Source organism: Sphingomonas sp. 28-62-20 (assembly GCF_002281505.1).
In genome coordinates, this window is the sequence record NZ_NCGH01000004.1 from 70,900 (window position 1) to 97,330 (window position 26,431).

Consider the following 26,431-nt stretch of genomic DNA (forward strand, 5'->3'; position numbering starts at 1 on the left):
GGATTGGACCAACCCAAACCCCGTTCGCCCTGAGCGAAGTCGAAGGGCATGCGAAGCGCGTGGGCTTCGACTTCGCTCAGCCCAAACGGGTATATCGTTGAAGCGACCTCACGTCATCACCCTCTAGCGCGTCGCCAGCACAAACCCGGCGATTGCCGCAACAACACCGGCATCGATCGGCAAATCGGGATTGGCATAGCTCGCCGCGTTGGCCGCGCGGTCAATATCGCCGACCTGTTTCAGGACATGATTGACGCCGGGGAGCAGCACCAGCTTGGCATCCTTGCGCCCCGCCGCCAGCATCCTGGCATCCTCGACGCCGATCTGGATGTCGTTTTCACCCTGGACGATCAGCAGGGGTCCTTTGCTTTTCGACGCCAGTTCAGCGGGACGATAGCGCATGAGGTCGATAAGGTAATCCTGCACGGCGGGCGCAAACAGGCCCAGCAGCCCCGGATGCATCCCCGCCGGATCGACATGCTCGCCCGCCGCCAGCTTGGCGAGCGCAGCATCGGCCTGGTCGAAGATGATCGCATTGGCGGGGTTGGCGTGGATCTGGTCCTTGATCAACACCCCGAAGGACCGTCCGGCAGCGGACACCAATATCCGCCCGCAAATGTCGGGCGCGTCGGGCGTCGCCAGCACCACCAACCCGCCTTCGCTATGCCCGAGCAGCCAGACGCAGCGCGCACCTGTCGCAGCGCGCGTGGCCTTGACCCAGGCGGTCACGTCAGCGGCATAGTCGGCAATCGTCACCTTATTGGCGTCGGCGATGGCGGCCTTGCTGCCGAACATCCCGCGCTTGTCGATCCTGACGGTCGAGATCGCGCGCGCCGCCAGCGCCTCGGCGAGCAGGCGATAGGGTGCTGCTTTCACGCCATACCGGTTGTTGCCGTCGCGGTCGGTGGGGCCCGAACCGGGGACGATCAGCACCACAGGTCTGCCCTTGCCGGCATCGATCAAGCTGCCGTGGAGCGCCCCTGCCGGACCGGGCGCGGTCAGGTCGGTAGGCGATGGCTGTTGTGCCATCGCCGCCACGGGCATTGCTGCGAGCACAAACGCACCGACAATCGAGAACCGAGAATTTTTCATCACCAATCCCTTCCCCGCTTATTTGCCGCCGCGGGCGCGACGGGCGCGGATTTCTTCGGCAATTTCATCGATATTGATCGTTTCAGATCGCGCCATGGCGAAGCGGATGAAGACGAACAGGATCGTCATCGTCGCCAGCAGCGGCAGGATGATCAACACCGGCTGCGTCGCGACCAGCGGCACCGTGCCCAGCATGACGCCCGTCGTCAGCAGCACCATCACTGCGGTGGCGATCCATCCAGCCGCATTGCGCGGCATGATCTGGAGCTTGCCCCGCCCTCGATAGGTCGTGAACCACGGATCATCCATTATCGTCCTCCTGTTTGGCCGGGCGCCCCCGTTTGGGCGTCTGGCTGACCGAAACCTTGACCCCGCGCCGCGTGAGTGCCTCGCGCAGCAAATATTCGACCTGGGCGTTGACGCTGCGCAAATCGCCCGCTGCGCTCCGCTCGATCGCCGCATAAAGTGCGGGATCGAGACGGAGCGGAAAGGCTTTTTTGGGCGGCGCCGTCACCGTTCAACCAATCAGTAGAGCGAGCCGGCGTTAACGATCGGCTGCGTTTCGCGCTCACCGCACAACACCACCATCAGGTTGGAGACCATCGCCGCGCGACGCTCGTCATCAAGTTCGACGACGTTCTTTTCCGACAGCATGTCGAGCGCCATTTCGACCATGCCGACCGCGCCTTCGACCAGCGTCTTGCGCGCCGCGACCACGGCTTCGGCCTGCTGACGACGCAGCATGGCGCCGGCAATTTCCTGCGCATAGGCCAGGTGGGTGAAGCCGCATTCATCGACCGTGATGCCCGCCACCGACAGCCGCTCCATCAACTCGCTGCGCAGTTCGGCACCGACCTGGTCGTGATTGCCCCGCAGGGTGATCTCCTGATGCTCGAAATCATCATAAGGATAGCGCGAACCGATCGTGCGCACCGCCGCCTCGATCTGCGCGAGCACAAAGGCCTTATAGTCATCGACATCGAACAATGCCTGTGCGGTATCGGTAACGCGCCATACGACCTGTGCTGCCATCTCGATCGGGTTGCCGCGCAGATCGTTGACCTTGATCTTCTCCGAAATCAGGTTGTTCGCACGCAACGAAACGTTTTTCTTGCCCATCCAGGGCCAGGTCCAGCGCAGGCCATTCACCCGGTCGCTGCCTTTATAGGCACCGAACAAGGTGATCGCGGCGGCCTGGTTAGGTTGCAGCATATAGAAGCCGGCAGCCACGAACAGGAACAGGGTCAGCCCGCCAATCAGCGTGCCAATCGCCGCGACCTTGTTAACCGGCAGCATCGCCCCCCCGGCACCAATCACCACGATGGTGACCAGCAGCACCAACAGCATCAGATACCCGCTCGATGCCGACGCCGGATAGTCCTTACTCCGTGCCATCGCGTCGGTGCCGCCAAACGACTCAACCATCATTGCCTCCCATTAATACGATATCATATTTATATCGCCTCAATGGGGGTGGCAAGCGAAATCATCCGCACGCAAAAAGGGCGGCGGTGCCCCAACACCGCCGCCCTTCAAGAGCGCATCAAATGAAACGCTTAGCTGATGACAATCGTCACAGCGCGGCGGTTCTGCGCCCAGCTGCCCTCATCAGAACCGAGCGCGATCGGACGTTCCTTGCCATAGCTGATCGTGGTGATCCGCGTGGGCGAGATGCCGCGTGCGGCGAGATAGTTCTTGGCGGCGTTGGAGCGGCGATCACCCAGCGCAAGATTATATTCGCGGGTGCCGCGCTCGTCGCAATGCCCCTCGATCGTCACCGGCACGTTGGGATATTTCGCAAGCCAAGCAGCCTGGCTGTCGAGCGTCGCGCGCGCTTCGGAATCAATGTCATATTGATCAAGGGCGAAGCGGATCGTGTCGCTGGTGATCGAGCGCAGGAAGTCTGCGGCCGAACCGGGGATGATGCCATCGCCAACCGGCTGATAGCCTGGTGCTGTCGTCCCGACGGGGCCCGGGGGCAATGCTTCCTTGCGCTTGGTGGTGCACCCGGCTGTCGTTACAAGTGCGGCAGCGATGATGATCGTCGTCGTCAGTCTGGCCATTTCATCCTCCTTCGACCTTGGTCGTTCGATTAGGCTCGGTCCGTGAGCCTGGGTTTGAAGCAATGGTTAACGCGGAGTCAAACATTAAGGGCGCAGCGGGCCCCAGCCGGGGTCCGATCCGTCGAGAGGTGTTGCAAGTTTACGCTCATTGACGCCGGTAAGATCGACCGACCAGAGATCTGCCGTCCCATTGCGGCCCTGCCCTGAACGGAAGAACATCAACACCCGGCCATTGGGGGCCCAGCTTGGCCCTTCGTCCTGCCAGTCATCGGTCAGCAATTTCTCGCCGCCGCCGCTTGGACTCATGATGCCGATCCGGAAATTGCCCGCCAGCTTGGTAAAGGCGATCAGGTCACCGCGCGGGCTCCATACCGGGGTGGCATATCGCCCGCCGCCAAAACTGATCCGGCGCTGATCCGATCCATCGGCATTCATCAAGTACAGTTGCTGCCCGCCTGACCGATCGCTTTCGAACACGATTTGCGAACCATCGGGCGAATAGCTGCCGCCAGTGTCGATCCCCGGTGCATTGGTCAGCCGCTGCGGCTGTCCGCCGCCCGTAGCGACCCGGTAAATGTCGATATTGCCGCCAACCGCCATTGAGAACAGCACATAGCGGCCATCGGGCGAGAAGCGCGGTGCAAAGGTCAGATTGCCCGGTGGCACCAGCTGGCGCTGCCGACCACTGCCGATATCGTAAATGTAAATGGCCGGGCGATCACCGACATAGCTCATATACACGATCGATTGCTGATTGGGCGCAAAGCGCGGCGTCAACACGATCGACTGGCCATTGGTGAGAAAGCGGTGATTGGCCGCATCCTGATCCATGATCGCCAGCCGCTTGATCCGGCGATCCTTCGGCCCGGTTTCAGAGACATAGATGACGCGGCTGTCGAAATAGGGCCCTTCGCCGGTCAGCCGCGTATAGACCATATCCGCGCATTTATGCGCCGCGCGCCGCCAATCGGCGGGCTGGACGACAAAGCCCTGCCGGGTCAGTTCGATCTTGGAAAAGACGTCATAAAGATAGCAGCCAACCGTCAGCGTCCCGTCGCCATTGGCGCGGACAAAGCCCTGCACCAACGCCTGTGCCCCGGTGCCCCCCCAATACTCAAATTGCGGTGCGGTCACTTCCGGAAAGTCGATGGGCTTTAGCGCATTGGGGCCAAGCGGGCTGAACAGCCCGGAATTTTTGAGATCGGCCGTCACCACGGCGGCAAGCTGGCGACCCAGCACATCGGTGGCGCCAGCGGGGGTTGAGACCACCGCCGTGGTCGGCATCACCGGAATAGCGATTGGCAGCGGCGCGGAAATGCCGCCCGTCACTGACACGTCAAGCGGCGGCGGATCGGCTTGCGTCGGCCCTGCGGCACTAGCAGGCGGCGATGCCGGGGCGGTTTGCGCTGCCACCGGCACAGCCATGCACAGGAGCAGGGCCGCCAGGGGCTGAAAAGTCGAAACGCGGAACATCATGCCAGACTCATCCTCAGCGTAATTGCCATGTGTAGTTGATATTGTTCCACCCACCATTGGGTGTTTTGTAAAATTCGGGCGGCAGCCGTAACGGCGAACACCCCTTGAAAGCGGCGATTCCCAAATCGATAACCCGCCTTGCATAGCGCCCCGCCTCTCCATCTGTCCCAGTTTGACGCACCATCGTCGGCGTCGCGGCAAGCGTGCCATCGGGATTGAGGCGCAAATTCAAGACCGTGATGATCTCATTGGCTCCCGGGCCAGGATTGACCTGGCGATCAGCACAGGGCTGAATCTGGCGCGAAATCGCATCCTGAATGCTGGCAAGCGCCTTGGCATCGATCACCGCCGCGCGCGGGGTTATCGATTTGCTTGGGCTTGGCTTGTCAGTCAGCCCTTTCAAAAAATCATCGCCCAATCGCGAACCGCGCGGCCGCGGTTTGGACGATGATGGATCGCTGCCGGTAGAGGCCGTCCGCGTTGGCTTGGCGGGCGTTGCCGGGACAGCTTCACGCTTGGGCGGGGATTTGGCGGCCTGTTGCGGCGCCTCTGGCGTCGGCTTTTTGGGATTGGGCTTGGCCAGCTCGTTGGGCTTGGTTGGCGGTGCAGGCTTGGATTGCGGCGCGGGTGGTACCGGCAAGGGTGCAGCCGGTTTGGGCTCGGGCGGCGGCGCATCCTCGGGCGGCCCGGCATCAGGCGCCCGCGATTCTGCAGGCGGCACCGTCGATTGCGGCGCGGTAGCGACCAGCCCGATTTCGTCGACCAGCGACACATCGATTGGCGCCTCAAGCGATTTCATCGGCTTGGGCGGACTGAGCAAACTCGCCGACAGCAGCGCAAATGCCGCGACATGCAGCAGAACGGCAATGGTAAGCCCAGCAGCATCGGAACGGTCCATCGCCGGTCGCTCACCCGATGCCAGGAAGAAGCGCGCACGGCGTCACGGCTTCTCCTTGCCCACGGTCACCAGCGCGACACGGTTCAGCCCGGCGCGGTTGAGTTCGCCCATCACCCGCATCACCTTGCCATAAGCAAGGCCACGATCGGCGCGCAGATAAATCTCTGGCGGCTTCCCGCTGGGCGATTTGGCGGCGATCTGGCCCAGCACGTCGGGCAGGATCGCCTCGGTCACTTCGTCATCATTGACGAACAGCCGACCCTGCTCGTCAAGCGCGATCTGCACTGGCTTTTGGTCCTGATCGAGCGCCTTGGCATTGCTGTCGGGCAGATTGACCGGCACCCCCGCCGTGAGCAGCGGCGCTGTGACCATGAAAATGATCAACAGCACCAGCATCACATCGACCATCGGCGTAACGTTGATTTCCGCCATCGGCGCACGACGACCGCGCGACCGTTGCGAGGGCAGGTTGATCGCCATCAGCCCTTGGCCTTCATCGCCGGGCCTTCGAGCTGGCGGCTGAGCGTGGCGTGGAAACCATCGGCAAAGCGATTGAGCCGCGCCTCGATCCGGTTCACGGCATGGCTGTAGCGATTATAGCCGATCACCGCCGGAATTGCCGCAAACAGACCGATTGCCGTGGCAAACAGCGCTTCGGCAATGCCCGGCGCGACGACGGCAAGCGAGGTGCTCTGCGCCGCAGCAATCCCGCTAAAGCTGCGCATGATTCCCCACACCGTGCCGAACAGCCCGACAAAGGGCGCAACCGAGCCGACGGTTGCCAGAATGTTGAGCCGGTCGGCCAGCTTGTCGACTTCAGCCGCCACCGACGATCCCATGGCGGTGGCGAGCCGCTCGCGCGTGCCTTCCCGGTCGATGGTATTGCCAGTGGTCGATCGCCGCCATTCGGCAACGCCTGCTGAAAAAACGCGCGCGACGGGCACATCGCTCTCCCCTTCGCTGCGATGAAATGCATCGATATCACTCGCATTCAGGAAATCGCGCTCAAACCGCTCGCCGCGTTTTCTGGCGCGGCCAAGCTTGATCGCCAGCGCGATGATCACGCCCCAGGTCCAGATGCTGGCCAGCAACAGCCCGACCATCACGATTTTCACGACGATATCGGCCTGTAAAAACAGGGCGACCGGCGACAGGGTCGATGGATCAGTGTTCAGGACGAAATTCATTATCCGCTCATGCCCTTCTTAATCTTGTCCGCCATGCTCATCAGGCTCAACGTCTTGCCACACTAAGCGTTCAAATGCCGCGACCCAGCCAGCCGGCTGGCGCCGCGCCCGGCCACCGGGCGAAACAAAAACGGCCGTCACCTCTGCCTCGGCCAGTATCAGCCCGTCTTTGATGACTCGTTGATGAATACGACACGAAGCAGGCCGAATCGCGATTAATCGACTCGCGACAACCAGCGAATCATCGAGCCGGGCCGGTGCTTTGTACCGAATCGAAACATCGCTGACGGCATAAGCTCCCTCGCCCGCCTCATGCGCGGCGCGCTGATCAATGCCGGCCAGCCGCAGCATGTCTGACCGGCCACGCTCCATCCAGCGCAGATAATTGGCGTGATAGACGACTCCTGAAAGATCAGTGTCCTCAAAGTAAACCCGCAAGGCCAGCCGGTGTTCGCGCCCGGCGAAATACCCCTCGACCGGTCGATGCTGTGCGCCTTCAGTCATGCCGCGCCCTCTAGCCCAGCACGGCAAGGCATGAAACCCATTGACGCGAATGTAACCTTTCGGTTACATGTAACTTCAAGGTTACAAAGAGAGCGCGACAATGATGGCAATCGACATTGATCAGGCAGACGAGATGGGGCGCATGCGCATCCTCCTGCTCGGGATGATCGGGCTGCTGATGTTCGGGCTCGTCGCCATGACAATCGCCTGGGGCACAAACCTGCACGCGCAGGACGCCTTTGGCCTCCCGGTCTATACCCTTTTTCTGTTCCTGGCGGGCGTGGGCGCGGTACTGGTTGCCACTGGCGGCGGCCTGGCTAGACCCAGCCAGCTCCGCGCGCTGCTCAACGACGAGGTCACGCGCGATCACCGGCAACGCAGCCTGGCGGCCGGCTTTTGGACAATGCTGGCAATCACGGCCATCGGCTATCTGCTGACCTTCATTGGTCTCGGCGGCGTTGCCAGCACCGACCTGCGCACCTTTGCGACCATTGCCATTTTTGGCAGTGAGGGGGCAGCATTGTGCCACTTCGCCTGGCTTGAAGGCGCGGCACATTGGCGTGGTTGATCAGCTGGGCAACCGGCTAAAGACCATGCGCAGCGAGGCCGGACTCACCCAGGCCGACCTTGCGGAGCAGGTCGGCGTCAGCCGCAAGACAATCAACACAGTGGAAAACGGGATCTTCGTGCCCTCCACTTTGCTCGCGCTGAAGCTCGCGCGCGCGCTTGGGACACCGGTCGAAGCCATTTTCTTTCTGGACGACGCGTTATGAACAACGGAGCCAACGGCATGCCGACCCGCAAGATCATTGCCCTCGCCCTCCTGGCGGTCATCTTTTCTGCCCTTGGCATTCTTGTGATCTCGGGCAGCATCAACCTATCAGCCGCCTTCTTTTTGGGGATCGTGATCGGCATGCTGCTCTCGCTCGGGCTCGCCGCCGTGTTCGGCATCCCGAAATTCGGTCGGTCATCGACGCCGGGCAGCAAGCCACCGCCAACCCAGGCGCGCTGATCGCTGTTCGCGCTGGACGCGACACCCGCGGGCGATAGGATAAGCGGCATGACACCCCCCGCCCTGCGCATCCGCGGCCTTGCCAAGGCCTTTGACAAGCCGGTGATCACCGGCCTGGATCTCGATGTGCCGGCGGGGCAGCTTTATGCCCTGCTCGGCCCCAATGGTGCGGGCAAGACGACCACGCTGCGGATGGTGACTGGGCTGGCCAAGCCCGATGCCGGGCTGATCGAAATTTACGGCGTGAATACCCAGCGCCAGCCGGGTGCGGCCAAGGCGATGACCGCCTGGTTGCCCGATGAACCAATGCTCTATGATAAATTGAGCCCGGCCGAATATCTCGCCTTTGTCGCTGGCCTGTGGCGGATCAAGCCAGCCGAGGCGGCGCCAGCGGCCGAAGAATTGCTCCAGTGGCTCGATCTATGGGATGTCCGCGACACGCGGTGCGAGGGATTTTCGCGCGGCATGAAGCAAAAGGTCGCGCTGGCCGGGGCGCTGATTCACAAACCACGCCTGCTGATCCTTGATGAACCATTGACGGGGCTCGACGCGCAAATGGCGCGCAGCGTGAAGGATGCCTTGCGCGCACAGGTGGATGGCGGCGCGACAGTGATCGTCACCACCCATATTCTGGAAGTCGCCGAACGGCTCGCCGACCGGATCGGCATCATCGCGCACGGCAAGATGCTCGTCGAAGGCACGATGGCCGAATTGCGCGAAAAGGTCGGATCGGATGAGTCAACGCTGGAAGACGCCTTTATCCGCTTGACCCAAGCACCGGGGACCTCCGCCGAATGACCTGGCTGATGCGCGGCTTGCCCGCCGGGTCCTTTGGCTGGCTGGTGCTGCATGAATTGCGGCTCAATCTGCGCGGCGTCAGGCGGCGGGCACTCTCAACCTGGTTGGGCCTGTTGTTGTTGTTCGGCTATGTCGCGATCGGGATCAGCATTGCGCTTGGACTGCGCGATGTTGCCATGACACCAAGCCCGATCATCTTCGATGGTCTGCTCGCCGTTAGTTTGCTGGCCCTGTCGCTGATGGCCACCCAGGCGGTGTTGGCCAGCTATCGCACGCTCTATGATGCTGGCGATCTCGATCTGCTGCTATCGTCCCCGGCGGGCGAGCGCACCGTGCTCCAGGCCAAGCTGATCGGCATCGCGGCCACTATCGTGCTGACTTATGCGGTGCTGACACTGCCGATTGTCGTGCCGTTGGCGGCGATCGGTCATCCGCAATTCTGGGGAGTGATCCCACTGCTCGTTGCGCTCGCGTTGACCGCGGCGTGTATCGGGCTCGGCATCACGCTGTTGATCGCCGGGATCGCCGGACCGCGCGCCGCGCGCACGGTGGGACAAATCACCGCCGCCTTGCTCGGCGGTGGTTTCTTCATCGTTTCGCAATTGCTGTCGCGTGATCGCCCTGGGCGCGGGCGCATCGAGATATTCGAACGACTGCGCGACAGCCGGATTGGAGAAAGTCCGCTGGGATCGGTGCCGGGCCGGGCGGCCTTTGGCGAGCCGATCGCCATTATTCTGCTGCTCGGCGCGACGCTGATCCTGTTCACCGTGGCGAGCCGAATATTCCAGTCGCGCTTCCTGGCAAGCTATCAGGCCGCCGGGATGCGGCTGGCCCGCACCAAGGCATCGCGGCGCGGCATCCGGCGGCATTTCAAATCGGGGCTGTTCGCCACCATCTTCGCCAAGGAATTCCGGCTGCTGCTGCGCGACCCGGCGCTTGCGTTCCAGATCGTCCTGCGGCTCGTCTATCTCGCGCCGTTGATGTTCCTGGGCCTGGGCGGGCGCGGGGGCAGCAACGTGCCGTTTGCCGCGTCGCTCGCCTTTGCCAGTGTGCTTGTGGTCGGTCAGCTGGTGGGCAGCTTTGCCTGGCTGACCATTTCGGCAGAAGACTCCCCCGATCTTCTGACCGTCGCCCCGATCGACAAGGCCGAGGTCAATCGCGCCAAGCTGATTGCAGCGCTCTTCATGGCTGCCCCGATCGGCATCGTCTTGCCCATCGCCGTCACGCTGCAATCGCCGATTGGCGGGATTGTTACGCTGGTGATGACGGTGATCGCCGGCGTGCTGGCCGGTGTGATCGAGCTTAGCTTCGGCAAACCGATGCCGCGTAAATCCTTCAATCGGCGGCGCGGCAGTGGGGTTATTGCTGGCATCCTGGGCATCGTTGTGACGATCATCTGCGGCGGCATTGCCGGGGTGAGCGTCTACTTTCTCGGTCAGGCCTGATCGAACAGACCGTCCTGCGCGCCCGGCGGCGGATTGAGGCCGAGATGTTTCCAGCCCAGAGCGTTGAGGCAGCGCCCGCGCGCTGTCCGCGCGACAAGGCCGAGCTGGATCAGATAGGGCTCGATCACTTCCTCAATCGTATCGCGCGGTTCGCTGAGGCCCGCCGCCAGCGTTTCCACCCCGACCGGGCCACCGCGATAAATATCGGCGATCATCATCAAATAGCGCCGGTCCATCGCATCAAGCCCGAGCGAATCGACTTCAAGCCGGTTGAGCGCTGCATCGGCTGCCCTGGCGTCGACGATTGCATGGCCAGCGGCATGCGCGAAATCGCGCACCCGGCGGAGCAACCGCCCAGCAATACGCGGGGTGCCGCGCGCGCGCCGCGCCACTTCGGTCGCACCGTCGCTCGACAACGCAAGATCGAGCAGCCCGGCCGCCCGCGCGACAACCTTTTCAAGCTCATCAACGGTGTAGAAATGCAGCCGCACCGGGATGCCGAAGCGGTCTCTGAGCGGCGTCGTCAACAATCCCTGCCGCGTCGTCGCGCCAACCAGCGTGAATTTGGGCAGATCGATCCGCACACTACGCGCCGACGGCCCTTCGCCGATCATCAGATCAAGCGCCCGGTCTTCCATCGCGGGATAGAGAATCTCCTCGACTGCAGGTGCGAGCCGGTGGATTTCGTCGATGAACAGGACATCGCCGTCTTCCAAATTGGTCAGCAGCGCGGCGAGATCGCCCGACTTGGCAATGACCGGGCCCGATGTCGCGCGAAAGCCCACGCCGAGTTCGCGCGCGATAATCTGCGCGAGCGTCGTCTTGCCCAGCCCCGGCGGACCGAAGAACAGCACATGATCAAGCGCATCCCCGCGCGCCTTCGCCGCGTTGATAAACACCCGCAAATTCTCGCGCGCCGCCTTTTGCCCGACAAATTCGTCGAGCGATTTCGGACGCAGCGCGGCATCGACGTCCTCGGGCTTGCGGGTAGGCGATAGAAGAGGGTTATCAGTCACGACTTCATGAAATCCGTGAAATCGCTCCAATGCTCGACCTTGAACGCGCGGATATCTCGGACGCACGACGGGAACCATGGCAATGCTCTCAACGCGTTCATCGCCAAGGTTACGTTGACCAGGCTGTCGTTGGTCGAGATGTTGACACTGCCCTGCACGCGCTGAAAGCCATAGCGGTTCAGCACCGCCCCGATCTCTGCATAGGCTTGCGACAGACCTTTTGGATGGGTCAGCTTCGTTTGATTCCAAAGTAGATCAAAACCGATCGCGAACATCAATCGTCCAGCGGATCGCGCAGAATATCCTCAACCGGGTAATCAAGGTCTTCGTCGGATTCGATCATGTGAATTCGCATCTGATGTTTGCCATTGCTGGCGGGCGCGACGCTGCACATCACTTCATAGGGTGGGCCGTTGCGCCCAATCCGGCGCACGGTACCGACGAGAATGTCCATTTTGGTCATCGCACCTCTCCAGTCACCGCCCCGATCGCCAATCATTACGCGCCATCCTACTTCGCCGCCTTTCTAAGCGCCAGCCGAACGAGCGCATCGAGCGTAGCGCCCACCCCGAGCTCTTCCTCCGCTGCCGCCACGGCGCTGGCGGCCTCGGCGGGGCGGAAGCCAAGGTTGAGCAACGCGGATGCCGCGTCGGCACCCGATCCGGTCGGCGCAGCGGACATGCTCGCCCCGCCAATCGCGATTCCGCCAACCTTGTCCTTCAACTCGCGCACGATGCGCTCAGCGAGTTTCGGGCCAACGCCATTGGCGCGCGCGACCATCGCCTTGTCTTGGCTCGCGATGGCGCGGGAGAGATCGCCGGGCTCGAGCGCGGAGAGGATCGCCAGCGCAACGCGCGCGCCGACGCCCTGCACGCCGGTGAGCAACCGGAACCAATCACGTTCGTCGGCACTGGCAAAGCCAACCAGCCGGAGAAAATCCTCCCCTACCAGCATCTCGGTGTGGAGCATCACCGCCTCGCCGATCGGGCCGATTGCGGCGAGCGTCCGCGCCGACGCACCGACCAGATAGCCAACGCCGCCGACATCGACCACGGCATGGTCAATACCCGTCGCGTCGAGGCGGCCTTTCAGATGCGCAATCATCCCCTTGTGCTAGGGGATACGCCGCGCCGACGCCAGATGGTGCGCGTGGCAGATTGCCACCGCCAGCGCATCGGCGGCGTCCGCCCCGTCGATCTTCACCCCCGGCAGCAAGCGGGCGACCATCGCATGGACTTGCGCCTTCTCCGCCGCGCCGGTGCCGACTACCGCCTTTTTTACCAAGCGCGCCGCATATTCGCCGACGTCGATCCCGCCGCGCGCGACCGCGCAGATAACGACACCGCGCGCTTGGCCGAGCTTGAGCGTCGATTGCGGGTTGGCGTTGACGAACACCTCCTCGACCGCCGCGCTGTCCGGCGCGTGATCAGCGACCAGCGCGGTCAGCATCGCGTCGAGATGAGCGAGGCGGCGGGGGAGGGCGGCGGTGCTGTCGGTCTTCAACCGGCCATTGGCGAGGTGCGAAAGGCGGTTGCCCTCGGCGCGGATCAAGCCCCAGCCGGTGGTGCCGAGGCCGGGGTCGAGGCCGAGGATGATCATCGTTTTGAAGAAGGTTGGTTCACGCGGAGGCGCGGAGACGCGGAGAAGAAGGAAGAAGGGTTGTTCGCGCAAAGGCGGGAAGGCGCTAAGGTGTAGAAGGTTTTGGTTCGCGCAGAGGCGCAGAGGACGCGGAGGCGTTTCGCGTGCGGGCACCGTCTCGCGCCTGCGAGACCCTCATTCAGATTTATGGTCGCTGTCGCAACTGGTCTCCCCACCGAGCGACCTTCTCGGCGTCCTCTGCGCCTCTGCGCGAAACCCCTCAAACCCTTCTCCGCGTCTCCGCGTCTCCGCGCGAACAAATCTTTCGCCTGCTCGCGCGATCGAAGGCTCAACCAAGCTTCTCCATCACCGCGTCGGACACTTCGTAATTGCCCCAAACGGTCTGCACATCATCGTCATCATCGAGCGTGTCGATCAGCTTAAACAACAAACCGGCATCATCCTCGCCCACCTCGACCATCGTTTGCGGGCGCCAGGCAAGCTTGGCGCCTTCGGGCTCGCCAAGCACCGGGGTCAGCGCCCTCACCACCTCGTGAAGGTCACCCTGCGCGGTCCAGATTTCATGGCCGTCCTCGCTCGAAGAGACATCTTCGGCACCCGCTTCGAGCGCTGCTTCGAACACCTTGTCGCCATCGCCGACGCTGGCGGGATAGCTGATCAACCCCATCCGGTCGAAGGCGTGACTGACCGAGCCGGACGCGCCCAGATTGCCGCCGTTTTTGGAAACCGCGGTGCGGACATTGGTCGCGGTCCGGTTGCGATTGTCGGTCAATGCCTCAATGATCAGCGACACGCCGCCAGGGCCAAAACCCTCATAGCGGATTTCCTCATAGGTCTCAGCATCGCCGCGCGTCGCCTTGTCGATCGAACGCTGGATATTGTCCTTCGGGAGCGACGCCGCCTTGGCCGCGTTGACGGCGGCGCGCAGCCGGGGGTTCATGTCCGGATCGGGGAGGCCCATCTTTGCCGCGACGGTGATTTCGCGGCTGAGCTTGGAAAACAGCGACGAGCGCTTCTTATCCTGCGCACCCTTGCGGTGCATGATGTTCTTGAACTTGGAATGGCCTGCCATAATCGGTCTCTGTCAGTGGTGGGGCGCAAGCGGGCGGCATTACGCCAGGCCGAGCGCCGCCTTGTAGGTTTCCAGCAGCATCTCCGCCTCGTCGCGGTGATGCTTTTCCATCTTCCGCAGCCGCACGATCGTCCGCATCGTCTTGGTGTCGAAGCCGGTGGCCTTGGCCTCGGCGTAGACGTCCTTGATATCGTCGGCCATCGCCTTCTTCTCTTCCTCCAGCCGCTCGATCCGTTCGATGAGAAGGCGCAGCTGCTCGGCGGAGATGTTATCGCTCATGGGTGTCGAACTCTTCGTCAATTGGGGTGAGCGCGGTCGTCTAGGCCATTGGGCGGGCGCGCTCAACCATCGTTATCAGGCGGTGTTGTTCAGCTCAGTTGGGTGGGAAGGCCTGGCGCTGACCACCCGCCTTAACCGTGACGCCGCCGTGCATGACGAAATCGACCTTTTCCAGCCGCGTCACGTCGGCGACCGGATCGCCGATGACCGCGATGATGTCTGCCATCTTGCCGGGCTCGATTGTACCGAGCTGGTCCAACCGACCAAGCAGATCGGCAGCGCTGACTGTGGCGGCGCGAATCGCTGCCATCGGCGTCATCCCTGCCTTCACCATCAGCGCGAATTCCTGGGCATTGTCGCCATGCTTTGACACGCCAGTGTCGGTGCCGAACGCGACCTTCACCCCCGCCGCGATCGCCCGTGTGTGGCTGGCGAGCATCGCCGCCGCTGCGGCCTCTGCCTTGGGGATCGTCGCTGGCGGCAATTGCCCACCACGCGCCTGGGCCAGCGCTGCGACGGGGGCGAGCATCGTCGGCACCAGATAGGCGCCCTTCGCCTTGAACAGCGCGACCGCCTCGTCGTCGATAAAGGTGCCATGTTCGATCGAATCGACCCCGGCGGCCAGCGCCGCCTTGGTTCCTTCGGCGGCATGGCTGTGCGCGGCGACCTTGCGGCCGAAACTATGCGCGGTGTCGATGATCGCCTTCATCTCCTCGGGCGTCATCTGCCGCCCCAGCCCGCCCGCAACATTGGAGAGCACCCCACCGGTGGCCGCGAATTTGATGACTTGCGCGCCGAGCCCGATCTGCGACCGGACCGCGCGGCGGCAATCATCCGGGCCGTCGCACGTATTGATCTGGTGGCTATGAACGACATCAGCAAATTCTTCGGCCAGCCCGTTGGTGCCATCGCCATGGCCGCCGGTGACCGACACCATTTGCCCGGCGTTGACGATCGTCGGCCCTTCGACGGTACCCGCGTCAATGGCATCGCGCAGTGCCCGAATGCTTCGCGCGTCGCCGCCCAGATCACGCACTGTGGTGAACCCGGCTTCAAGATCGGCACGCGCATTTTTCTGTGCTTCGATGAGATCATCGGCCCGGTCGCGCGTCAATTCGCCGAGCCGCGCACGCAGCGGATCCCCGGCGATTCCGGTCAGGTGGACATGCAGGTCGATCAGCCCGGGCAGGACATATTTGTCTTTCAGATCGATTAGCGTTGCCCCAGCTTCAGGCGCGACAAAACCGTCACGAAGCTCGGCGATCTTGCCGCCGCGCACGATGATCGTCGTGTTGCCACGCGGCGCTTGGCCTGGTCGGTCGAGCAGCGTGCCGGCCTGAATATAGATCGTTTTCACAACAGGCGGCGCGCTTTGCGCCTGCGCGACCGTGGTGCTTGCGATCGCCAGCGCCATTGCCGTCATCGTCGTCCTGATCATCATCCATCCCCTGCGTTTCATTGTTGCGGGGAACCTAGACCCGATCGCCCGCGCGTCAACGCTCAACCATTTTTCGCTACGCTCTCCGCCATCCGCGCCAGCTGTTCGGGGGTCGCTTCGCCCTGATGCGCAGCCTTCCACTGCGCATAGGGCATGCCGTAGACGAACTCGCGCCCAGCCGCCTTGTCGATCGCACCGTCACTCAGCTCAGCGCTGGCGTCCGCCACCCAATCGCCCAGGCAATTGCGACAGAACCCCGCCAGCCCCATCAAATCGACGTTCTGCGCATCGGTGCGGTGGCGAAGGTGCATCACCAGCCGCCGGAACGCTGCCGCGGCAATGGCGTCGTCAAGAGTCTCAATTGCAGCCATTTCCATTCTCCTCGGTTGATCCTTTGCAGATAGCGACTAGAGCCGTCTCGGCAACGCCGGAAGGAATGCGCAATGAGCAAGGCAACCAGTCCCCGCATGCGCAAGGTGCGGATCCTCGCGACGTTGGGGCCCGCCAGCAATACCCCCGAGATGATCGAGAAGCTGTTCCGCGCCGGGGCCGACGCTTTCCGAATCAACATGAGCCACGGCGACCAGGCATCCAAGATCGCACTGATCGAAGCGATACGCGCCCTAGAAAAGCGCACTGGCCGTTCGTCGACCATCCTCGCCGATCTGCAGGGGCCAAAACTGCGGGTTGGCAGATTTGCCGATGGCAAGGTTGAACTGATCACCGGCAAGGCCTTCCGGCTCGACCGCGACAAGACACCGGGCGACGCGACTCGGGTCGAGCTGCCCCATCGCGAGATTTTCGTGGCGATCGAGACGGGCGCGCGCCTGCTGCTTGACGATGGCAAGTTGGTGCTGCGCGTCACCGATCATGGCGACGACTGGATCGAAACCCGGATCGAGGTTGGCGGCATGCTGTCGAACAACAAGGGGCTGAACGTGCCCGATGTTGTCGTGCCGATGGCGGCGCTGACCGATAAGGACCGCAGCGACCTGGCCTTTGCGCTTGACCAGAAAGTCGACTGGATCGCGCTGAGTTTTGTCCAGCGGCCCGAGGATCTTGCCGAGGCCCGGCTGCTGATCCAGGGGCGCGCGGCGTTGCTCGCCAAGATCGAGAAGCCATCGGCGATCGACCGGCTCGAGGAAATCGTCGAGCAGTGCGACGGCGTGATGGTCGCCCGTGGCGATCTGGGCGTCGAACTCCCGCCCGAATCGGTGCCGCCGCTGCAGAAACGCATCGTCGAGGTATCGCGGCGGCTGGGGCGGCCAGTGATCGTGGCGACGCAGATGCTTGAATCGATGATCACCTCGCCCTCGCCGACCCGCGCCGAAGTGTCTGACGTGGCGACAGCGGTGTATGACGGCGCAGATGCGATCATGCTGTCGGCGGAAAGCGCTGCGGGCGCCTGGCCGGTCGAATCTGTCGCGATGATGAACTCGATCGCCGAAGCGGTCGAGCGCGATCCGATGCACGGCGACCGCGTCCATTTCACCGTCACCCTGCCCGATCCTACCACGGCAGACGCGCTGGCCGAGGCAGCGAAGAATATCGCGCATACCGTATCAGCGGCGGCGATCATCTGCTTCACGACATCGGGCTCAACCGCACGGCGCGTGGCGCGTGAGCGACCATCGGTGCCGCTGCTGGTGCTGACCCCCCGGCAGGAGACTGCGCGGCGGCTGGGCCTGTTGTGGGGCGCGCATGCGGTGTTCACCAAGGACGTTGAATCCTTCGAAGCCATGGTCGCCAAGGCCAAGCGCATGGCGCTACGCCATCATCTGGCGAAGGCGGGCGACCGGGTGATCATTATCGCTGGCGTGCCGTTCCGGACGCCGGGATCGACCAATGTGCTGCACGTGGTGCGGATCATTGGCGATGAGTTGAAGGGCTATGGAGGATAGGCTCCGCTCTGCCGCGATTCTGCGAACCCGGTTTACGATGCTGCGCCACCCCAATTGGGCAAGAATCAACTTGCCAATCACACCCTCCTCGTGGAGATTGGAACCGACACGTTTTGATACAATATGCCCTTTCGGGCTGTTTTCGACTCGATCCCAATCGGAAGATTTCGCGATGAAACGAAAACGGGAAATATTGTGGTCAGGCGGTGCGACGTTGCTCGCCATCCCCTTGGCATTGCTGATGGCCCAGCAGTTCGCGCCTGCAGCGGATCATCTCGACCCGCCACCGCGAACCGATCCGGCCATGGACGCTACCCCTGACACCCCCGCCGATATCGCCGATGTTTATACATGGCACACGCCCACGTCAGTCATCGTCGCGATGACCTTTGCCGGGCCGCAAGCGACATCCGTGCCAGCCTTCTATGATCGCGATGTTCTCTACACGATCAACATCGCCAATGGGCCGAACAAGTTCGTCCCGACCATCCCGATCAAGATTCGCTTTGGCCAGGACAGTGCCAGAGGCAGCAATCAATTTGGCGTTCAAGTGACTGGTTTACCGGGTGTCACAGGGGGAACGATCACCGGGCCGGTTGAAACCAACCTTACGCGTGACGGCGTTACCCTTCGCGCTGGCTTGTTCGACGATCCGTTTTTCTTCGACCTGCAGGGGTTCAGATCGTCGCGGAGCACTGGAACGCTGAGCTTTTCGCCAACGCGCAACTTCTTCGCCAACCAGAATCTGACGGCAATTGTCATCGAAATCCCCAGGGATCGGATTGCCAATGGCACCAATCCGATCGGGATCTGGGGAACGACGGCCCGGTTCGGAGGGCAGCTATAATGGCCAAAAAAATTAGCCTGTTGAACGCCGCCGTCACCTTAACGCTTGTCACGACGCTTGCGGCATGCAGCAAAGGTGGGGGCAGTTCGCCGATCAACGTCGTGTCGGCACCGACGGCCACCGCAAGTACAACCACGACCACGACGCAATCACCCGCCACGTTCAATGTCATGCCTTGCCTGTCGCAGACATTGCCGGGATCTACCCGCACTGTTGGCGATCTGATCATCCCCGACACGCTAACGCTGGATTTGTCGACGCCGTCGGGCTTTCCCAATGGTCGCCTGCTCACCGATCCAGTGATTGATCAGACACTGAACGTCATTTTCCTTAGGCTTTCGGTCAACGGGCCTGGCACGCTGGCCTCCTTGCCCGTCAATCCAGCAGCCAATGATGTGCCTTTCCGATCCAGCTTCCCCTATCTGGCAGCAGCGCAGGGATCACCGCCGGTCAGCGGTACGGCAGGCGTCAATTTCAATTTCCGGACGGATCCCGAAAGCGCCTTTGTGCGGGTTGATCGGATGGGAATGCCGGCAGTCGCAACGGCCCTGGTCGGATCAGCGGCCAAGAATACCTACAATGACGGCGATCCTTCAAATGATTCAGCGCTGCTCTACTTCCCTGAATTGGCGCTGCAGCTGGGCCGCCTGACCGAATCGCTCGCTGATGATTTTGTTCGACTGGGACTGACGCCGTGCGCAACACCCATCTGACGATGGGCGATTAAGGACATAATCGCGGGACGGTCGATCCCTGCGCGAGCGAATCTGGGCGATCGCAGGGGGCAAGATGCCGGTAGCAAAGAGCGCGCCTGGATTTCGCGGCTGGGCCTTGCCTTTGTCCGTCATGACAGCGGGGCTGATCGTCGCAAGCGCGACCTGGTTCTGGAGCAGCATGACGATCGTTCGTGCGCCGCCCATCAATCTCGATGGGCTGCACCTAAGCTATGGGCCAAAGGACTTTCCCGCCGCCTTGCTGCTGGCCAATAATGCCGTTGCTCTTGGCGAAGAACGCGTTGCCTATCGCGGCCAGGATTGGCTCAATCAGGAGGTCTATGCCCGCGCCCTGATGGGCCGGGCGCGGCTTGCGCCGTCGTTTGATGATCTCGCAACCGCCGGGGTGGCGCTGGCAAAAGGCAAGGCGGCGGCAATTGCCGGCAGCGGCCCGATGCTGACCGATGCAGTGTACAACCTGACCGTGCATCGACTGGCCCCGATCAGTGCCGATCTGGCCATCGTCGAACATGCCGCCGTACCTGCTGATCCTGGTGATCTTGCCGAAGCCAAGGCGCTGCGCGGCGATGTTGCTTTTTTCAGGGGCGACTATGCCAAGGCAATCGGCTTGTACCGGGCGTCGGCGCAAATCAGCAATGGCCCCGGTACGCTGTTCAGAATCGCCCAATGGCAAAAGAAGACGGGGCGATTTGATGATGCCATGGCGAGCTTTGCCCAGGCGGCAGCAATCAACGACCGGCGGACCCCGCAATTCATGGCCAATGTCTATCTGCAAAGCGGCGTCGTGGACCTGGAGCGCGGCAACTGGCCGGCGGCAGAAACCTGGTTCCGTAAGGCGGACCGGATGTTTCCCGGCTACTGGTTGACCGAGGCGCATCTGGTGCAAATGTGGGCGCTGCGGGGGCATCTGGCGCAGGCCGCGCAGGGCTATCGCCGGATCATCGCACGATCGCCGCAACCCGATGTTATCGACGCCCTGGCCGCATTATACCGCGCTCAAGGAAATAGTGCGGCTACGCGGCAATGGGCGGCGCGATCACAGGCAATTTGGGCAAAGCGGCTGAAATCATTGCCCGAGGCGGCCTATGGCCATGCCTTGGAACACGAACTGGTGCTGGGCGATCCCGCCACAGCCCTGACGCTTGCGCGGCAAAACATGGTGGCGCGGCCCTATGGCGATTCGATCACCATGCTTGGGTGGGCGCTGCTGGCCAATAATCGCCCCGCCGAAGCCCGCGATCTGATCGAAGCACTCAATCGCACCGAGTGGCGAACAGCGCAGCAATATGTCGCGCTGTCGCAAGCTTATGCGATGCTGGGCGATGGCGACCGCAGCGCTACCGCGCGCGATGCCGCGCTGACCATCAATCCGCGCGCCTTCGATCCGGCGGCCCCGCTCATCTGGTTTGGCCACCATTGATGTCGTGGCTGCGGCTGATCATGATGGCGACGGCGCTATTCATCCTCGCGAGCCACGCGAAGGCGCATCTGACGCCCAATTCAGAGGTGAATCTAGATTTTGGCCAGCAACAGGCCGTTGCCGACATCATCGTCCCGCAAGGCGAATATGCCTTCGCCACTGGTAACCCGGTTCGCAATTCTCCTGATTCTCTGGCCAAGGCGAAGGCCTATCTGATCGGCCATATGGCGGTGACGACGCCGCAGGGTCGCCCGTGGCGGCTGGTGATTGATCGGATTGAATTCGTGCAGATCGCCGGCCCGCCGGATCTGCACGCGGTCGTCCGGTTGATCCCGCCGCAGGGCGTGACGGTGCGGCGTCTGGCGATCGACTGGCGGGTGGTCATCGACACCGTGCCCAATCATTTCGTGTTGTTTGTCGTACGCAGCGATTTTGCTGGGGGTAGACTCGACAAGGAGCGCCAGGTGCTCGGGGCGCTGCAAGGCGCGCGGCACCGGCTCGTGATCGATCGCGGCACAGCCAGCAGCTTGAAGGGTTTTCAGGCGGCCTTTGCGCTGGGGATGCGCCACATCGCGGAAGGCCATGATCATCTGCTATTCCTGTTCGCCCTGTTGCTGCCCGCACCGCTGCTGGCGGCAGGCGGCGTCTGGCGGGGCGCACGGACAATCCGCATGGCGCTTTGGCAGATCACCAAGATCGTCAGCGCCTTTACCGCCGGGCACAGCCTGACGCTGATCGGCGCCGCGTTTTTCGATTGGCATTTACCCCCACAACCCGTCGAAATCGGCATTGCGCTATCGATTCTGATTTCGGCGATCCATGCATGGCGACCGCTATTCCCAGGGCATGAGCCGATTGTGGCGGCGGGATTCGGCCTGGTTCACGGGCTGGCCTTTGCAACCGTCGTCGCCCGATTCGGTCTGGATATTCAGGAAAAGGCGCTGTCGATCCTTGGGTTCAATCTGGGCATTGAAGCGGTACAGTTGATCGTTGTGCTCGCGGCCATGCCATCGCTGCTGATGCTCTCCCGAACCCGCTTTTACCCGGCGTGCCGATCGATCAGCGCTTTGGTTGCCGGTCTGGCGGCGATTGCCTGGCTTGTTGAACGCTTGGTTGGTTACGCCAATCCATTCGCACAGGGCATCGACATGCTGCTTGGCCATGCAGGCTATGGCATCGCTGCGCTGACGATCGGTGCCGCCGTCGCTTTTCTGTTGAACGGCGGGCGGGTGGCAGACACAGCCAGATAAACTCGGGGCGACCGGCATCCTCCTCTACACGCCGGGACCGGTCAATTTGTTGCGCGTGGTGCAACTCATTGGTGATGAGTTAAACGAGAGCTAGGAATAAGCTGAAATGGCAAGTGGATGCGCGAGCAATTGATTGTCGCGAGTCAGCAGACGTGCGCCCATTGCTGCGGCTTGCGCCAGAAGTATTTCATCGAATGGGTCCTTATGAGCCGGTGCAGGCTCAATCACCCAAGCACATGTTTCTGCGGATAAAGGCACGATCTGAAGACCCGCACCGACGCATAGGTTGATCGCCCCTGCTGGGGAGAGGAAGCTCGCATCCGTCCTATGGCGAAATTTATAGAATTTTAGCCTTATCTCCCATATCGATACCGCTGAAACGAATATATCGTTCTCAGGCGAGAAGCACAGCTGGAGTTCGGCCTCGGACAGGCGGTCAGGCTCGAGCGCCACCCAGACAACAAAATGCGTGTCGATCAAAAGCCTCATTACGCTGGAGGCGTCCAATCTTCCGGCAATCCCAACGCGGCGCGACTAAACGCGGGATCGTCGAACTGTTGCCGCCATATTTCATCAAGCGGTGAATGCAGCACGATCTTGTCCAGCCCGGCAGCGGTGCGGGCGATATCAAGTCGTTCACGCGCTTCGCCAAGGTCGCTAGAGTTGCGAGCGGATGCACTGCCCTTTGCCGAGTTGAGCTCTGCTATCACTTGACCATCGCGTGTGATGGCGACGCGCTCACCCCGTTCGGCTGCGGCCAGTGCCTCGAGTACCTGCACTTGAAAGTCTCGAACCGAGATTTCCATCTCTATACGCTCCTCCGCCACCAGCTTACATCGACACCTCACAATCCCCAAGCAGTCCTTGCGCCGCAAGTACTTCCCGCAGGAGATTGGCATTAGAGAAATGATGCGCCGCGATCCCCATCGCCGCTGCCGCTTCGACATTGACGATGTTGTCGTCCACGAAAAACGCCTCCCCTGCCGCCAGTCCGAACCGCGCCAACGCCAGTTCATAGATTGCCGGGTCAGGCTTCATCAGGCCTTCGTCGCCTGACACCACCACATCACGGAACCGATCGAAAAAAGCGGCATGGGCAGCGCGGAAGGGGCGCCAGAATTCGCCGGAGAAATTGGTGATCGCGAAGAGCGGCACGTCAGCTCCGTGCAACTCGGCAACCAGCGCAGCCATGCCGGGGACTTCTCCGCGAATCGTTTCGTTGAAGCGGGGGCCGAGGGCGGCGATGAGCGCTGCTTGTTCAGGGTGCTGCGCGATCAGCTCAGCGGAGGTTTCTGCGAAAGGCCGGCCGGCATCATGCTGCAGGTGCCATTGCATCGTCATCACATCACGCAAAAACGCGTCGAGCGCCCGATCGTCCTCGATCAGGCGCTCATACAGGAACCTCAGGTTCCAATTAAACAGGACGTTGCCGACATCGAAAATGACGGCGGTCGGCTGGGTCATCATAGCCACTAAGCCTGACACAGGGATAAATTCCGTGTCGTCGACTGGCGCTTAAGCGCCGTCGGCCGGGCTTCGGCCAATCGCGGATTAGCGTTGCTAACCCGCTGCCTCAGCCCTGGCGGGCCTTGAACCGGCGGTTGGTCTTGTTGATCACATAGGTGCGGCCACGGCGCCGAATGACGCGGTTGTCGCGGTGGCGGCCCTTGAGCGACTTCAGGCTATTGCGGATCTTCATGATCGATTCGCTTCTCGTAATGCTTGGATGCTGGAAAGCGGCTGCGCCTATAGGCCGGGTGGCACCAAGTCAAGCGATCTGGTCTCGTTACTGCCCCAATTGCACCCCATATCCACGCTGGGGCGTTGACCAACAATCAACCGGGGATGCTGGAGCCTGATATGCGACTGATGACATTTGCGACCCTGCCCACCGCCTTAAGCGTCGGCTTCCTGGCCATCGCGCTGGCCATGCCGATCGCGCCGGCGGCAGCGGGTACACCGGTTAGAGTAACACGATTTCACCTGGGCACGCCGATTGCCCCGGCCCCGATTGCCATCCAGAGTGGCGTTGGCAATGATCCGCAAAGCCTGGAGCAGCAGCAATTTGCGACAGCCGTCGCCGCCGAGCTGGAGCGGCTTGGCTTTGCGCGCCCGGTCATGGACGCCAACGGCGCCAGCACCGATGCAGCCGCCCCTCTCCTCGCGACCGTCACGGTCAAGCGCGAAAGTCGCGACGAAACCGCGCCCAACAAGCCAATGCAGATCGGCCTGGGCGGGGGCGGCTTTGGCGGCAGCGTGGGCGGCGGCATCGGCGTTGGCTTTGGCGTTGGCAAGCGGGCAACGCGGACCTTTTACATGACCGAATTGTTCGTTCAGATCCGCCGCCGGGTCGATGGCGGGGCGATCTGGGAAGGGCGCGCGTTGATGGAAGTGAACGCCAGAGCGAAGGACGCCCAGCCCAATGTGATGATCAACAAATTGACGCGCGCGCTGTTCCTAGGGTTCCCCGGGCAATCAGGGCGCACTATCACGGTGAAATGACCATCACCATCACGGCTGCCTTTGACGGCGGCAATATTCATGTCCTGCGCCAGTACGAGGCGAGCGCCGATCTGGAAATCGTCAAGGATCGCGATTCGGAATTCTACCAATGGTTTTACTTCAGGGTGGCGGGCGCGGCGGGCCGCCCCCTAAGCTTGCGGATCATGAACGCAGCAGGCTCTGCCTATCCGCTGGGCTGGCCGGGATATCGCGCGCGGGTGAGCAGCGACCGCGAGACCTGGACGCTGGCTGACGCCACCGATTATGCCAATGGCGTCCTGACAATCGCGCATCAAAGCGACAGCGACCTGCTGTGGTTCGCCTATTTCGCGCCCTATCCGATCGAGCGGCACAATGCCCTGATCGCGCGCTATGCAGCGATGCCGGGGGTGAGCTATCGTGCGCTTGGCCAATCGATTGACGGTCAGCCAATTGACTGCCTGACGCTAGGCACCGGCCCAAAACCGATCTGGCTCTATGGTCGTCAGCATCCCGGCGAGACGATGGCAGAACATTGGATGGAGGGGGCGCTGGAGCGGCTGACTGACACCGCCGATCCAATCACCGCCGCGCTGCTCGCCAAGGCCAGTTTCCGCATCGTGCCCAACGCCAATCCCGATGGATCATCGCGCGGGCATTTGCGCACCAATGCGGTGGGCGTGAACCTGAACCGCGAATGGGCGACGCCAACACCAGAGAAAAGCCCCGAAGTGCTCGCCATCCGCAATGCGATGGACGAAACCGGCGTGGTGTTTGCGATGGATGTACATGGCGATGAAGCCATCCCGGCCAATTTCATCGCCGGGTTTGAAGGCATCCCCAACTGGACCGATGCGCAGGGCGACAAATTCTACGCCTTTCAGAACGCGCTGGCGGCGCATACGCCCGATTTCCAGACCAAGCTTGGCTATCACAAATCGGCGCCGGGCAAGGCCAACCTCACCATGTCGACCAACCAGCTCGCCAACCGCTTTGGCGCGGTGGCGATGACGCTGGAAATGCCGTTCAAGGACCATGACAGCAATCCCGATCCTGTGCAGGGTTGGTCGCCTGATCGATGCCGAAAACTGGCGCATAGCTGCCTTGAAGTGCTTGCCGCACAGATCGACGGGATTTAGGCGCAAGGCCCTGACCCCAGTTTCGGAGCCGCGCATGCCCACCCTCGTCCTGATCCGCCACGGCCAGTCCGCCTGGAACCTCGAAAACCGGTTCACGGGCTGGTGGGATGTCGATGTGACGACCAAGGGCGTCGAGGAAGCGCGCGCGGCGGGACGGCTGATGGCCGACAAGGGCCTGGATTTCGACCAGTGCTTTACCTCGCTACAGACCCGCGCGATCAAGACGCTGAACCTGGCGCTCGAGGAAATGGGACGGCTATGGCTGCCGGTGGAGAAGAATTGGCAGCTGAACGAGCGCCATTATGGCGGGCTGACCGGACTCAACAAGACCGAGACCGCGGCGGAATTTGGCGAGGATCAGGTCAAGATCTGGCGCCGCAGCTTCGATATCCCGCCGCCACCGATGGAGGCTTGCTCCGCTTATGATCTGTCGCACGACCGTCGCTATGCCGGCATCACCGTGCCCGCGACCGAAAGCCTGAAGGACACGATCGCGCGCGTGCTGCCCTATTGGGAAAGCGCCATTGCACCCGCGCTGAAGAGCGGCCAGCGCGTGCTGATCTCGGCCCATGGCAATTCGCTGCGCGCGCTGGTCAAGCACCTTTCGGGCATTCCCGATGACGAGATCACGCACCTCGAGATCCCGACGGGCCAGCCGATCGTGTATGAGCTCGACGCCAGTCTCAATGAGGTAGAGCGCTATTATCTGAGCGAGCGCTAAAGGCGATCCGCCTTGCGCAATCGTTCCGGTCGCGCCACATTTCGGCGCTGAACCAGGGG

Annotated in this window: 36 protein-coding genes; 13 read left to right on the forward strand and 23 right to left on the reverse strand. The window is 62.3% G+C overall.

The features are described from left to right. Nucleotides 1-123 precede the first annotated feature (123 nt). From B7Y43_RS04435 to B7Y43_RS04480, 10 genes are all read right to left on the reverse strand, one after another. The gene (locus B7Y43_RS04435; RefSeq protein WP_374130412.1) at nucleotides 124-1,092 is read right to left on the reverse strand and encodes an alpha/beta hydrolase; all 969 of its coding nucleotides are present in this window, start codon (nucleotides 1,090-1,092) and stop codon (nucleotides 124-126) included. Between the two features lie 18 nt (nucleotides 1,093-1,110). Continuing rightward, nucleotides 1,111-1,401 (reverse strand): hypothetical protein, encoded by a 291-nt coding sequence (locus B7Y43_RS04440; RefSeq protein WP_374130413.1) that lies wholly within the window; start codon nucleotides 1,399-1,401, stop codon nucleotides 1,111-1,113. Then, nucleotides 1,394-1,606: a toxin-antitoxin system HicB family antitoxin gene (locus tag B7Y43_RS04445; protein ID WP_374130414.1), complete on the reverse strand. Its 213-nt coding sequence runs from the start codon at nucleotides 1,604-1,606 to the stop codon at nucleotides 1,394-1,396. The genes B7Y43_RS04440 and B7Y43_RS04445 overlap by 8 nt, the downstream gene beginning before the upstream one ends. Before the next feature lie 11 nt (nucleotides 1,607-1,617). Further along, nucleotides 1,618-2,517: an SPFH domain-containing protein gene (locus B7Y43_RS04450; protein WP_374130497.1), complete on the reverse strand. Its 900-nt coding sequence runs from the start codon at nucleotides 2,515-2,517 to the stop codon at nucleotides 1,618-1,620. Nucleotides 2,518-2,648: 131 nt separating this feature from the next. Further along, nucleotides 2,649-3,155 carry an OmpA family protein gene (pal, locus tag B7Y43_RS04455; RefSeq protein ID WP_374130415.1) on the reverse strand — a complete coding sequence of 169 codons (507 nt, stop codon included), beginning with the start codon at nucleotides 3,153-3,155 and terminating at the stop codon, nucleotides 2,649-2,651. A gap of 84 nt (nucleotides 3,156-3,239) precedes the next feature. Beyond that, nucleotides 3,240-4,628, reverse strand: coding sequence for a Tol-Pal system beta propeller repeat protein TolB (gene tolB / locus B7Y43_RS04460; RefSeq protein WP_374130498.1), 1,389 nt, complete (start codon nucleotides 4,626-4,628; stop codon nucleotides 3,240-3,242). A gap of 16 nt (nucleotides 4,629-4,644) precedes the next feature. Continuing rightward, nucleotides 4,645-5,529, reverse strand: coding sequence for a cell envelope biogenesis protein TolA (locus B7Y43_RS04465; protein ID WP_374130416.1), 885 nt, complete (start codon nucleotides 5,527-5,529; stop codon nucleotides 4,645-4,647). A 42-nt stretch (nucleotides 5,530-5,571) separates the two neighbouring features. Further along, nucleotides 5,572-6,009, reverse strand: a complete 438-nt coding sequence (tolR, locus tag B7Y43_RS04470; RefSeq protein WP_374130417.1) for an ExbD/TolR family protein — start codon at nucleotides 6,007-6,009, stop codon at nucleotides 5,572-5,574. Beyond that, the gene (tolQ, locus tag B7Y43_RS04475; protein ID WP_374130418.1) at nucleotides 6,009-6,716 is read right to left on the reverse strand and encodes a protein TolQ; all 708 of its coding nucleotides are present in this window, start codon (nucleotides 6,714-6,716) and stop codon (nucleotides 6,009-6,011) included. The genes tolR and tolQ overlap by 1 nt, the downstream gene beginning before the upstream one ends. Nucleotides 6,717-6,734: 18 nt before the next feature. Further along, a complete protein-coding gene (locus tag B7Y43_RS04480) occupies nucleotides 6,735-7,220 on the reverse strand; it encodes a YbgC/FadM family acyl-CoA thioesterase (protein ID WP_374130419.1) in 486 nt (161 codons plus the stop codon). Nucleotides 7,221-7,320: 100 nt separating this feature from the next. On the opposite strand from B7Y43_RS04480, the gene B7Y43_RS04485 reads away from it, so the two are divergent. From B7Y43_RS04485 to B7Y43_RS04505, 5 genes are read left to right on the forward strand one after another with little or no spacing between them, the layout of a single operon-like run. Next, complete coding sequence (locus B7Y43_RS04485) at nucleotides 7,321-7,788, forward strand: hypothetical protein (protein WP_374130420.1); 468 nt, start codon at nucleotides 7,321-7,323, stop codon at nucleotides 7,786-7,788. Then, entirely contained in the window at nucleotides 7,781-7,993 is a 213-nt protein-coding gene (locus tag B7Y43_RS04490; RefSeq protein ID WP_374130421.1) for a helix-turn-helix transcriptional regulator, read from the forward strand. Before B7Y43_RS04485 ends, B7Y43_RS04490 begins: the two co-directional genes overlap by 8 nt. A 17-nt stretch (nucleotides 7,994-8,010) precedes the next feature. Continuing rightward, nucleotides 8,011-8,232, forward strand: coding sequence for a hypothetical protein (locus tag B7Y43_RS04495; RefSeq protein WP_374130422.1), 222 nt, complete (start codon nucleotides 8,011-8,013; stop codon nucleotides 8,230-8,232). Between the two features lie 48 nt (nucleotides 8,233-8,280). Further along, nucleotides 8,281-9,030: an ABC transporter ATP-binding protein gene (locus B7Y43_RS04500; RefSeq protein ID WP_374130423.1), complete on the forward strand. Its 750-nt coding sequence runs from the start codon at nucleotides 8,281-8,283 to the stop codon at nucleotides 9,028-9,030. After that, nucleotides 9,027-10,475 carry a hypothetical protein gene (locus B7Y43_RS04505; RefSeq protein ID WP_374130424.1) on the forward strand — a complete coding sequence of 483 codons (1,449 nt, stop codon included), beginning with the start codon at nucleotides 9,027-9,029 and terminating at the stop codon, nucleotides 10,473-10,475. Before B7Y43_RS04500 ends, B7Y43_RS04505 begins: the two co-directional genes overlap by 4 nt. On the opposite strand, the gene ruvB is transcribed toward B7Y43_RS04505, so the two are convergent. The 9 genes from ruvB to B7Y43_RS04550 form a co-directional block, all read right to left on the reverse strand. Continuing rightward, nucleotides 10,466-11,491 carry a Holliday junction branch migration DNA helicase RuvB gene (gene ruvB / locus B7Y43_RS04510; protein WP_374130425.1) on the reverse strand — a complete coding sequence of 342 codons (1,026 nt, stop codon included), beginning with the start codon at nucleotides 11,489-11,491 and terminating at the stop codon, nucleotides 10,466-10,468. The genes B7Y43_RS04505 and ruvB overlap by 10 nt on opposite strands. Next, a complete protein-coding gene (locus B7Y43_RS04515) occupies nucleotides 11,488-11,766 on the reverse strand; it encodes a virulence factor (RefSeq protein WP_374130426.1) in 279 nt (92 codons plus the stop codon). The genes ruvB and B7Y43_RS04515 overlap by 4 nt, the downstream gene beginning before the upstream one ends. Further along, complete coding sequence (locus B7Y43_RS04520; protein WP_374130427.1) at nucleotides 11,766-11,990, reverse strand: DUF5397 family protein; 225 nt, start codon at nucleotides 11,988-11,990, stop codon at nucleotides 11,766-11,768. Before B7Y43_RS04520 ends, B7Y43_RS04515 begins: the two co-directional genes overlap by 1 nt. 11 nt (nucleotides 11,991-12,001) lie before the next feature. Next, nucleotides 12,002-12,595 (reverse strand): Holliday junction ATP-dependent DNA helicase RuvA, encoded by a 594-nt coding sequence (gene ruvA / locus B7Y43_RS04525; RefSeq protein WP_374130428.1) that lies wholly within the window; start codon nucleotides 12,593-12,595, stop codon nucleotides 12,002-12,004. A 9-nt stretch (nucleotides 12,596-12,604) separates the two neighbouring features. Continuing rightward, nucleotides 12,605-13,090, reverse strand: coding sequence for a crossover junction endodeoxyribonuclease RuvC (gene ruvC / locus B7Y43_RS04530; RefSeq protein WP_374130429.1), 486 nt, complete (start codon nucleotides 13,088-13,090; stop codon nucleotides 12,605-12,607). Nucleotides 13,091-13,418: 328 nt separating this feature from the next. Further along, nucleotides 13,419-14,162: a YebC/PmpR family DNA-binding transcriptional regulator gene (locus tag B7Y43_RS04535; protein ID WP_374130430.1), complete on the reverse strand. Its 744-nt coding sequence runs from the start codon at nucleotides 14,160-14,162 to the stop codon at nucleotides 13,419-13,421. Between the two features lie 39 nt (nucleotides 14,163-14,201). Beyond that, entirely contained in the window at nucleotides 14,202-14,441 is a 240-nt protein-coding gene (locus B7Y43_RS04540; protein ID WP_374130431.1) for a DUF2312 domain-containing protein, read from the reverse strand. A gap of 94 nt (nucleotides 14,442-14,535) precedes the next feature. Further along, entirely contained in the window at nucleotides 14,536-15,882 is a 1,347-nt protein-coding gene (locus B7Y43_RS04545; protein ID WP_374130432.1) for an amidohydrolase family protein, read from the reverse strand. 59 nt (nucleotides 15,883-15,941) lie between these two features. Then, entirely contained in the window at nucleotides 15,942-16,250 is a 309-nt protein-coding gene (locus B7Y43_RS04550) for a DUF1244 domain-containing protein (protein WP_374130433.1), read from the reverse strand. Nucleotides 16,251-16,322: 72 nt separating this feature from the next. Here B7Y43_RS04550 and pyk point away from each other — a divergent pair, with 72 nt between their 5' ends. From pyk to B7Y43_RS04575, 5 genes are all read left to right on the forward strand, one after another. Further along, nucleotides 16,323-17,780, forward strand: a complete 1,458-nt coding sequence (pyk, locus tag B7Y43_RS04555; RefSeq protein WP_374130434.1) for a pyruvate kinase — start codon at nucleotides 16,323-16,325, stop codon at nucleotides 17,778-17,780. A gap of 172 nt (nucleotides 17,781-17,952) precedes the next feature. Next, a complete protein-coding gene (locus B7Y43_RS04560) occupies nucleotides 17,953-18,627 on the forward strand; it encodes a DUF4331 family protein (protein WP_374130435.1) in 675 nt (224 codons plus the stop codon). Then, nucleotides 18,627-19,340 (forward strand): DUF4331 family protein, encoded by a 714-nt coding sequence (locus B7Y43_RS04565; protein WP_374130436.1) that lies wholly within the window; start codon nucleotides 18,627-18,629, stop codon nucleotides 19,338-19,340. The genes B7Y43_RS04560 and B7Y43_RS04565 overlap by 1 nt, the downstream gene beginning before the upstream one ends. A 76-nt stretch (nucleotides 19,341-19,416) precedes the next feature. Beyond that, nucleotides 19,417-20,781, forward strand: coding sequence for a tetratricopeptide repeat protein (locus B7Y43_RS04570; protein ID WP_374130437.1), 1,365 nt, complete (start codon nucleotides 19,417-19,419; stop codon nucleotides 20,779-20,781). Then, nucleotides 20,781-22,031 carry a HupE/UreJ family protein gene (locus B7Y43_RS04575; RefSeq protein ID WP_374130438.1) on the forward strand — a complete coding sequence of 417 codons (1,251 nt, stop codon included), beginning with the start codon at nucleotides 20,781-20,783 and terminating at the stop codon, nucleotides 22,029-22,031. Before B7Y43_RS04570 ends, B7Y43_RS04575 begins: the two co-directional genes overlap by 1 nt. 90 nt (nucleotides 22,032-22,121) lie before the next feature. Here B7Y43_RS04575 and B7Y43_RS04580 read toward each other — a convergent pair whose 3' ends face one another. The 4 genes from B7Y43_RS04580 to ykgO all read right to left on the reverse strand — a co-directional run bounded on the left by B7Y43_RS04580 (nucleotide 22,122) and on the right by ykgO (nucleotide 23,730). Next, entirely contained in the window at nucleotides 22,122-22,520 is a 399-nt protein-coding gene (locus B7Y43_RS04580) for a type II toxin-antitoxin system VapC family toxin (RefSeq protein ID WP_374130439.1), read from the reverse strand. Beyond that, the gene (locus B7Y43_RS04585; protein ID WP_374130440.1) at nucleotides 22,520-22,837 is read right to left on the reverse strand and encodes a type II toxin-antitoxin system Phd/YefM family antitoxin; all 318 of its coding nucleotides are present in this window, start codon (nucleotides 22,835-22,837) and stop codon (nucleotides 22,520-22,522) included. Before B7Y43_RS04585 ends, B7Y43_RS04580 begins: the two co-directional genes overlap by 1 nt. Nucleotides 22,838-22,862: 25 nt before the next feature. After that, nucleotides 22,863-23,495, reverse strand: coding sequence for an HAD-IA family hydrolase (locus B7Y43_RS04590; RefSeq protein ID WP_374130499.1), 633 nt, complete (start codon nucleotides 23,493-23,495; stop codon nucleotides 22,863-22,865). 109 nt (nucleotides 23,496-23,604) lie between these two features. Continuing rightward, nucleotides 23,605-23,730, reverse strand: coding sequence for a type B 50S ribosomal protein L36 (gene ykgO / locus B7Y43_RS04595; RefSeq protein WP_004210176.1), 126 nt, complete (start codon nucleotides 23,728-23,730; stop codon nucleotides 23,605-23,607). A gap of 161 nt (nucleotides 23,731-23,891) precedes the next feature. On the opposite strand from ykgO, the gene B7Y43_RS04600 reads away from it, so the two are divergent. From B7Y43_RS04600 to gpmA, 3 genes are read left to right on the forward strand one after another with little or no spacing between them, the layout of a single operon-like run. After that, nucleotides 23,892-24,533: a DUF4136 domain-containing protein gene (locus B7Y43_RS04600; protein WP_374130441.1), complete on the forward strand. Its 642-nt coding sequence runs from the start codon at nucleotides 23,892-23,894 to the stop codon at nucleotides 24,531-24,533. After that, nucleotides 24,530-25,651 carry a M14-type cytosolic carboxypeptidase gene (locus B7Y43_RS04605; protein WP_374130442.1) on the forward strand — a complete coding sequence of 374 codons (1,122 nt, stop codon included), beginning with the start codon at nucleotides 24,530-24,532 and terminating at the stop codon, nucleotides 25,649-25,651. Before B7Y43_RS04600 ends, B7Y43_RS04605 begins: the two co-directional genes overlap by 4 nt. A gap of 34 nt (nucleotides 25,652-25,685) precedes the next feature. After that, nucleotides 25,686-26,372 carry a 2,3-diphosphoglycerate-dependent phosphoglycerate mutase gene (gene gpmA / locus B7Y43_RS04610; RefSeq protein WP_374130443.1) on the forward strand — a complete coding sequence of 229 codons (687 nt, stop codon included), beginning with the start codon at nucleotides 25,686-25,688 and terminating at the stop codon, nucleotides 26,370-26,372. The last annotated feature ends 59 nt before the right edge of the window (nucleotides 26,373-26,431 follow it).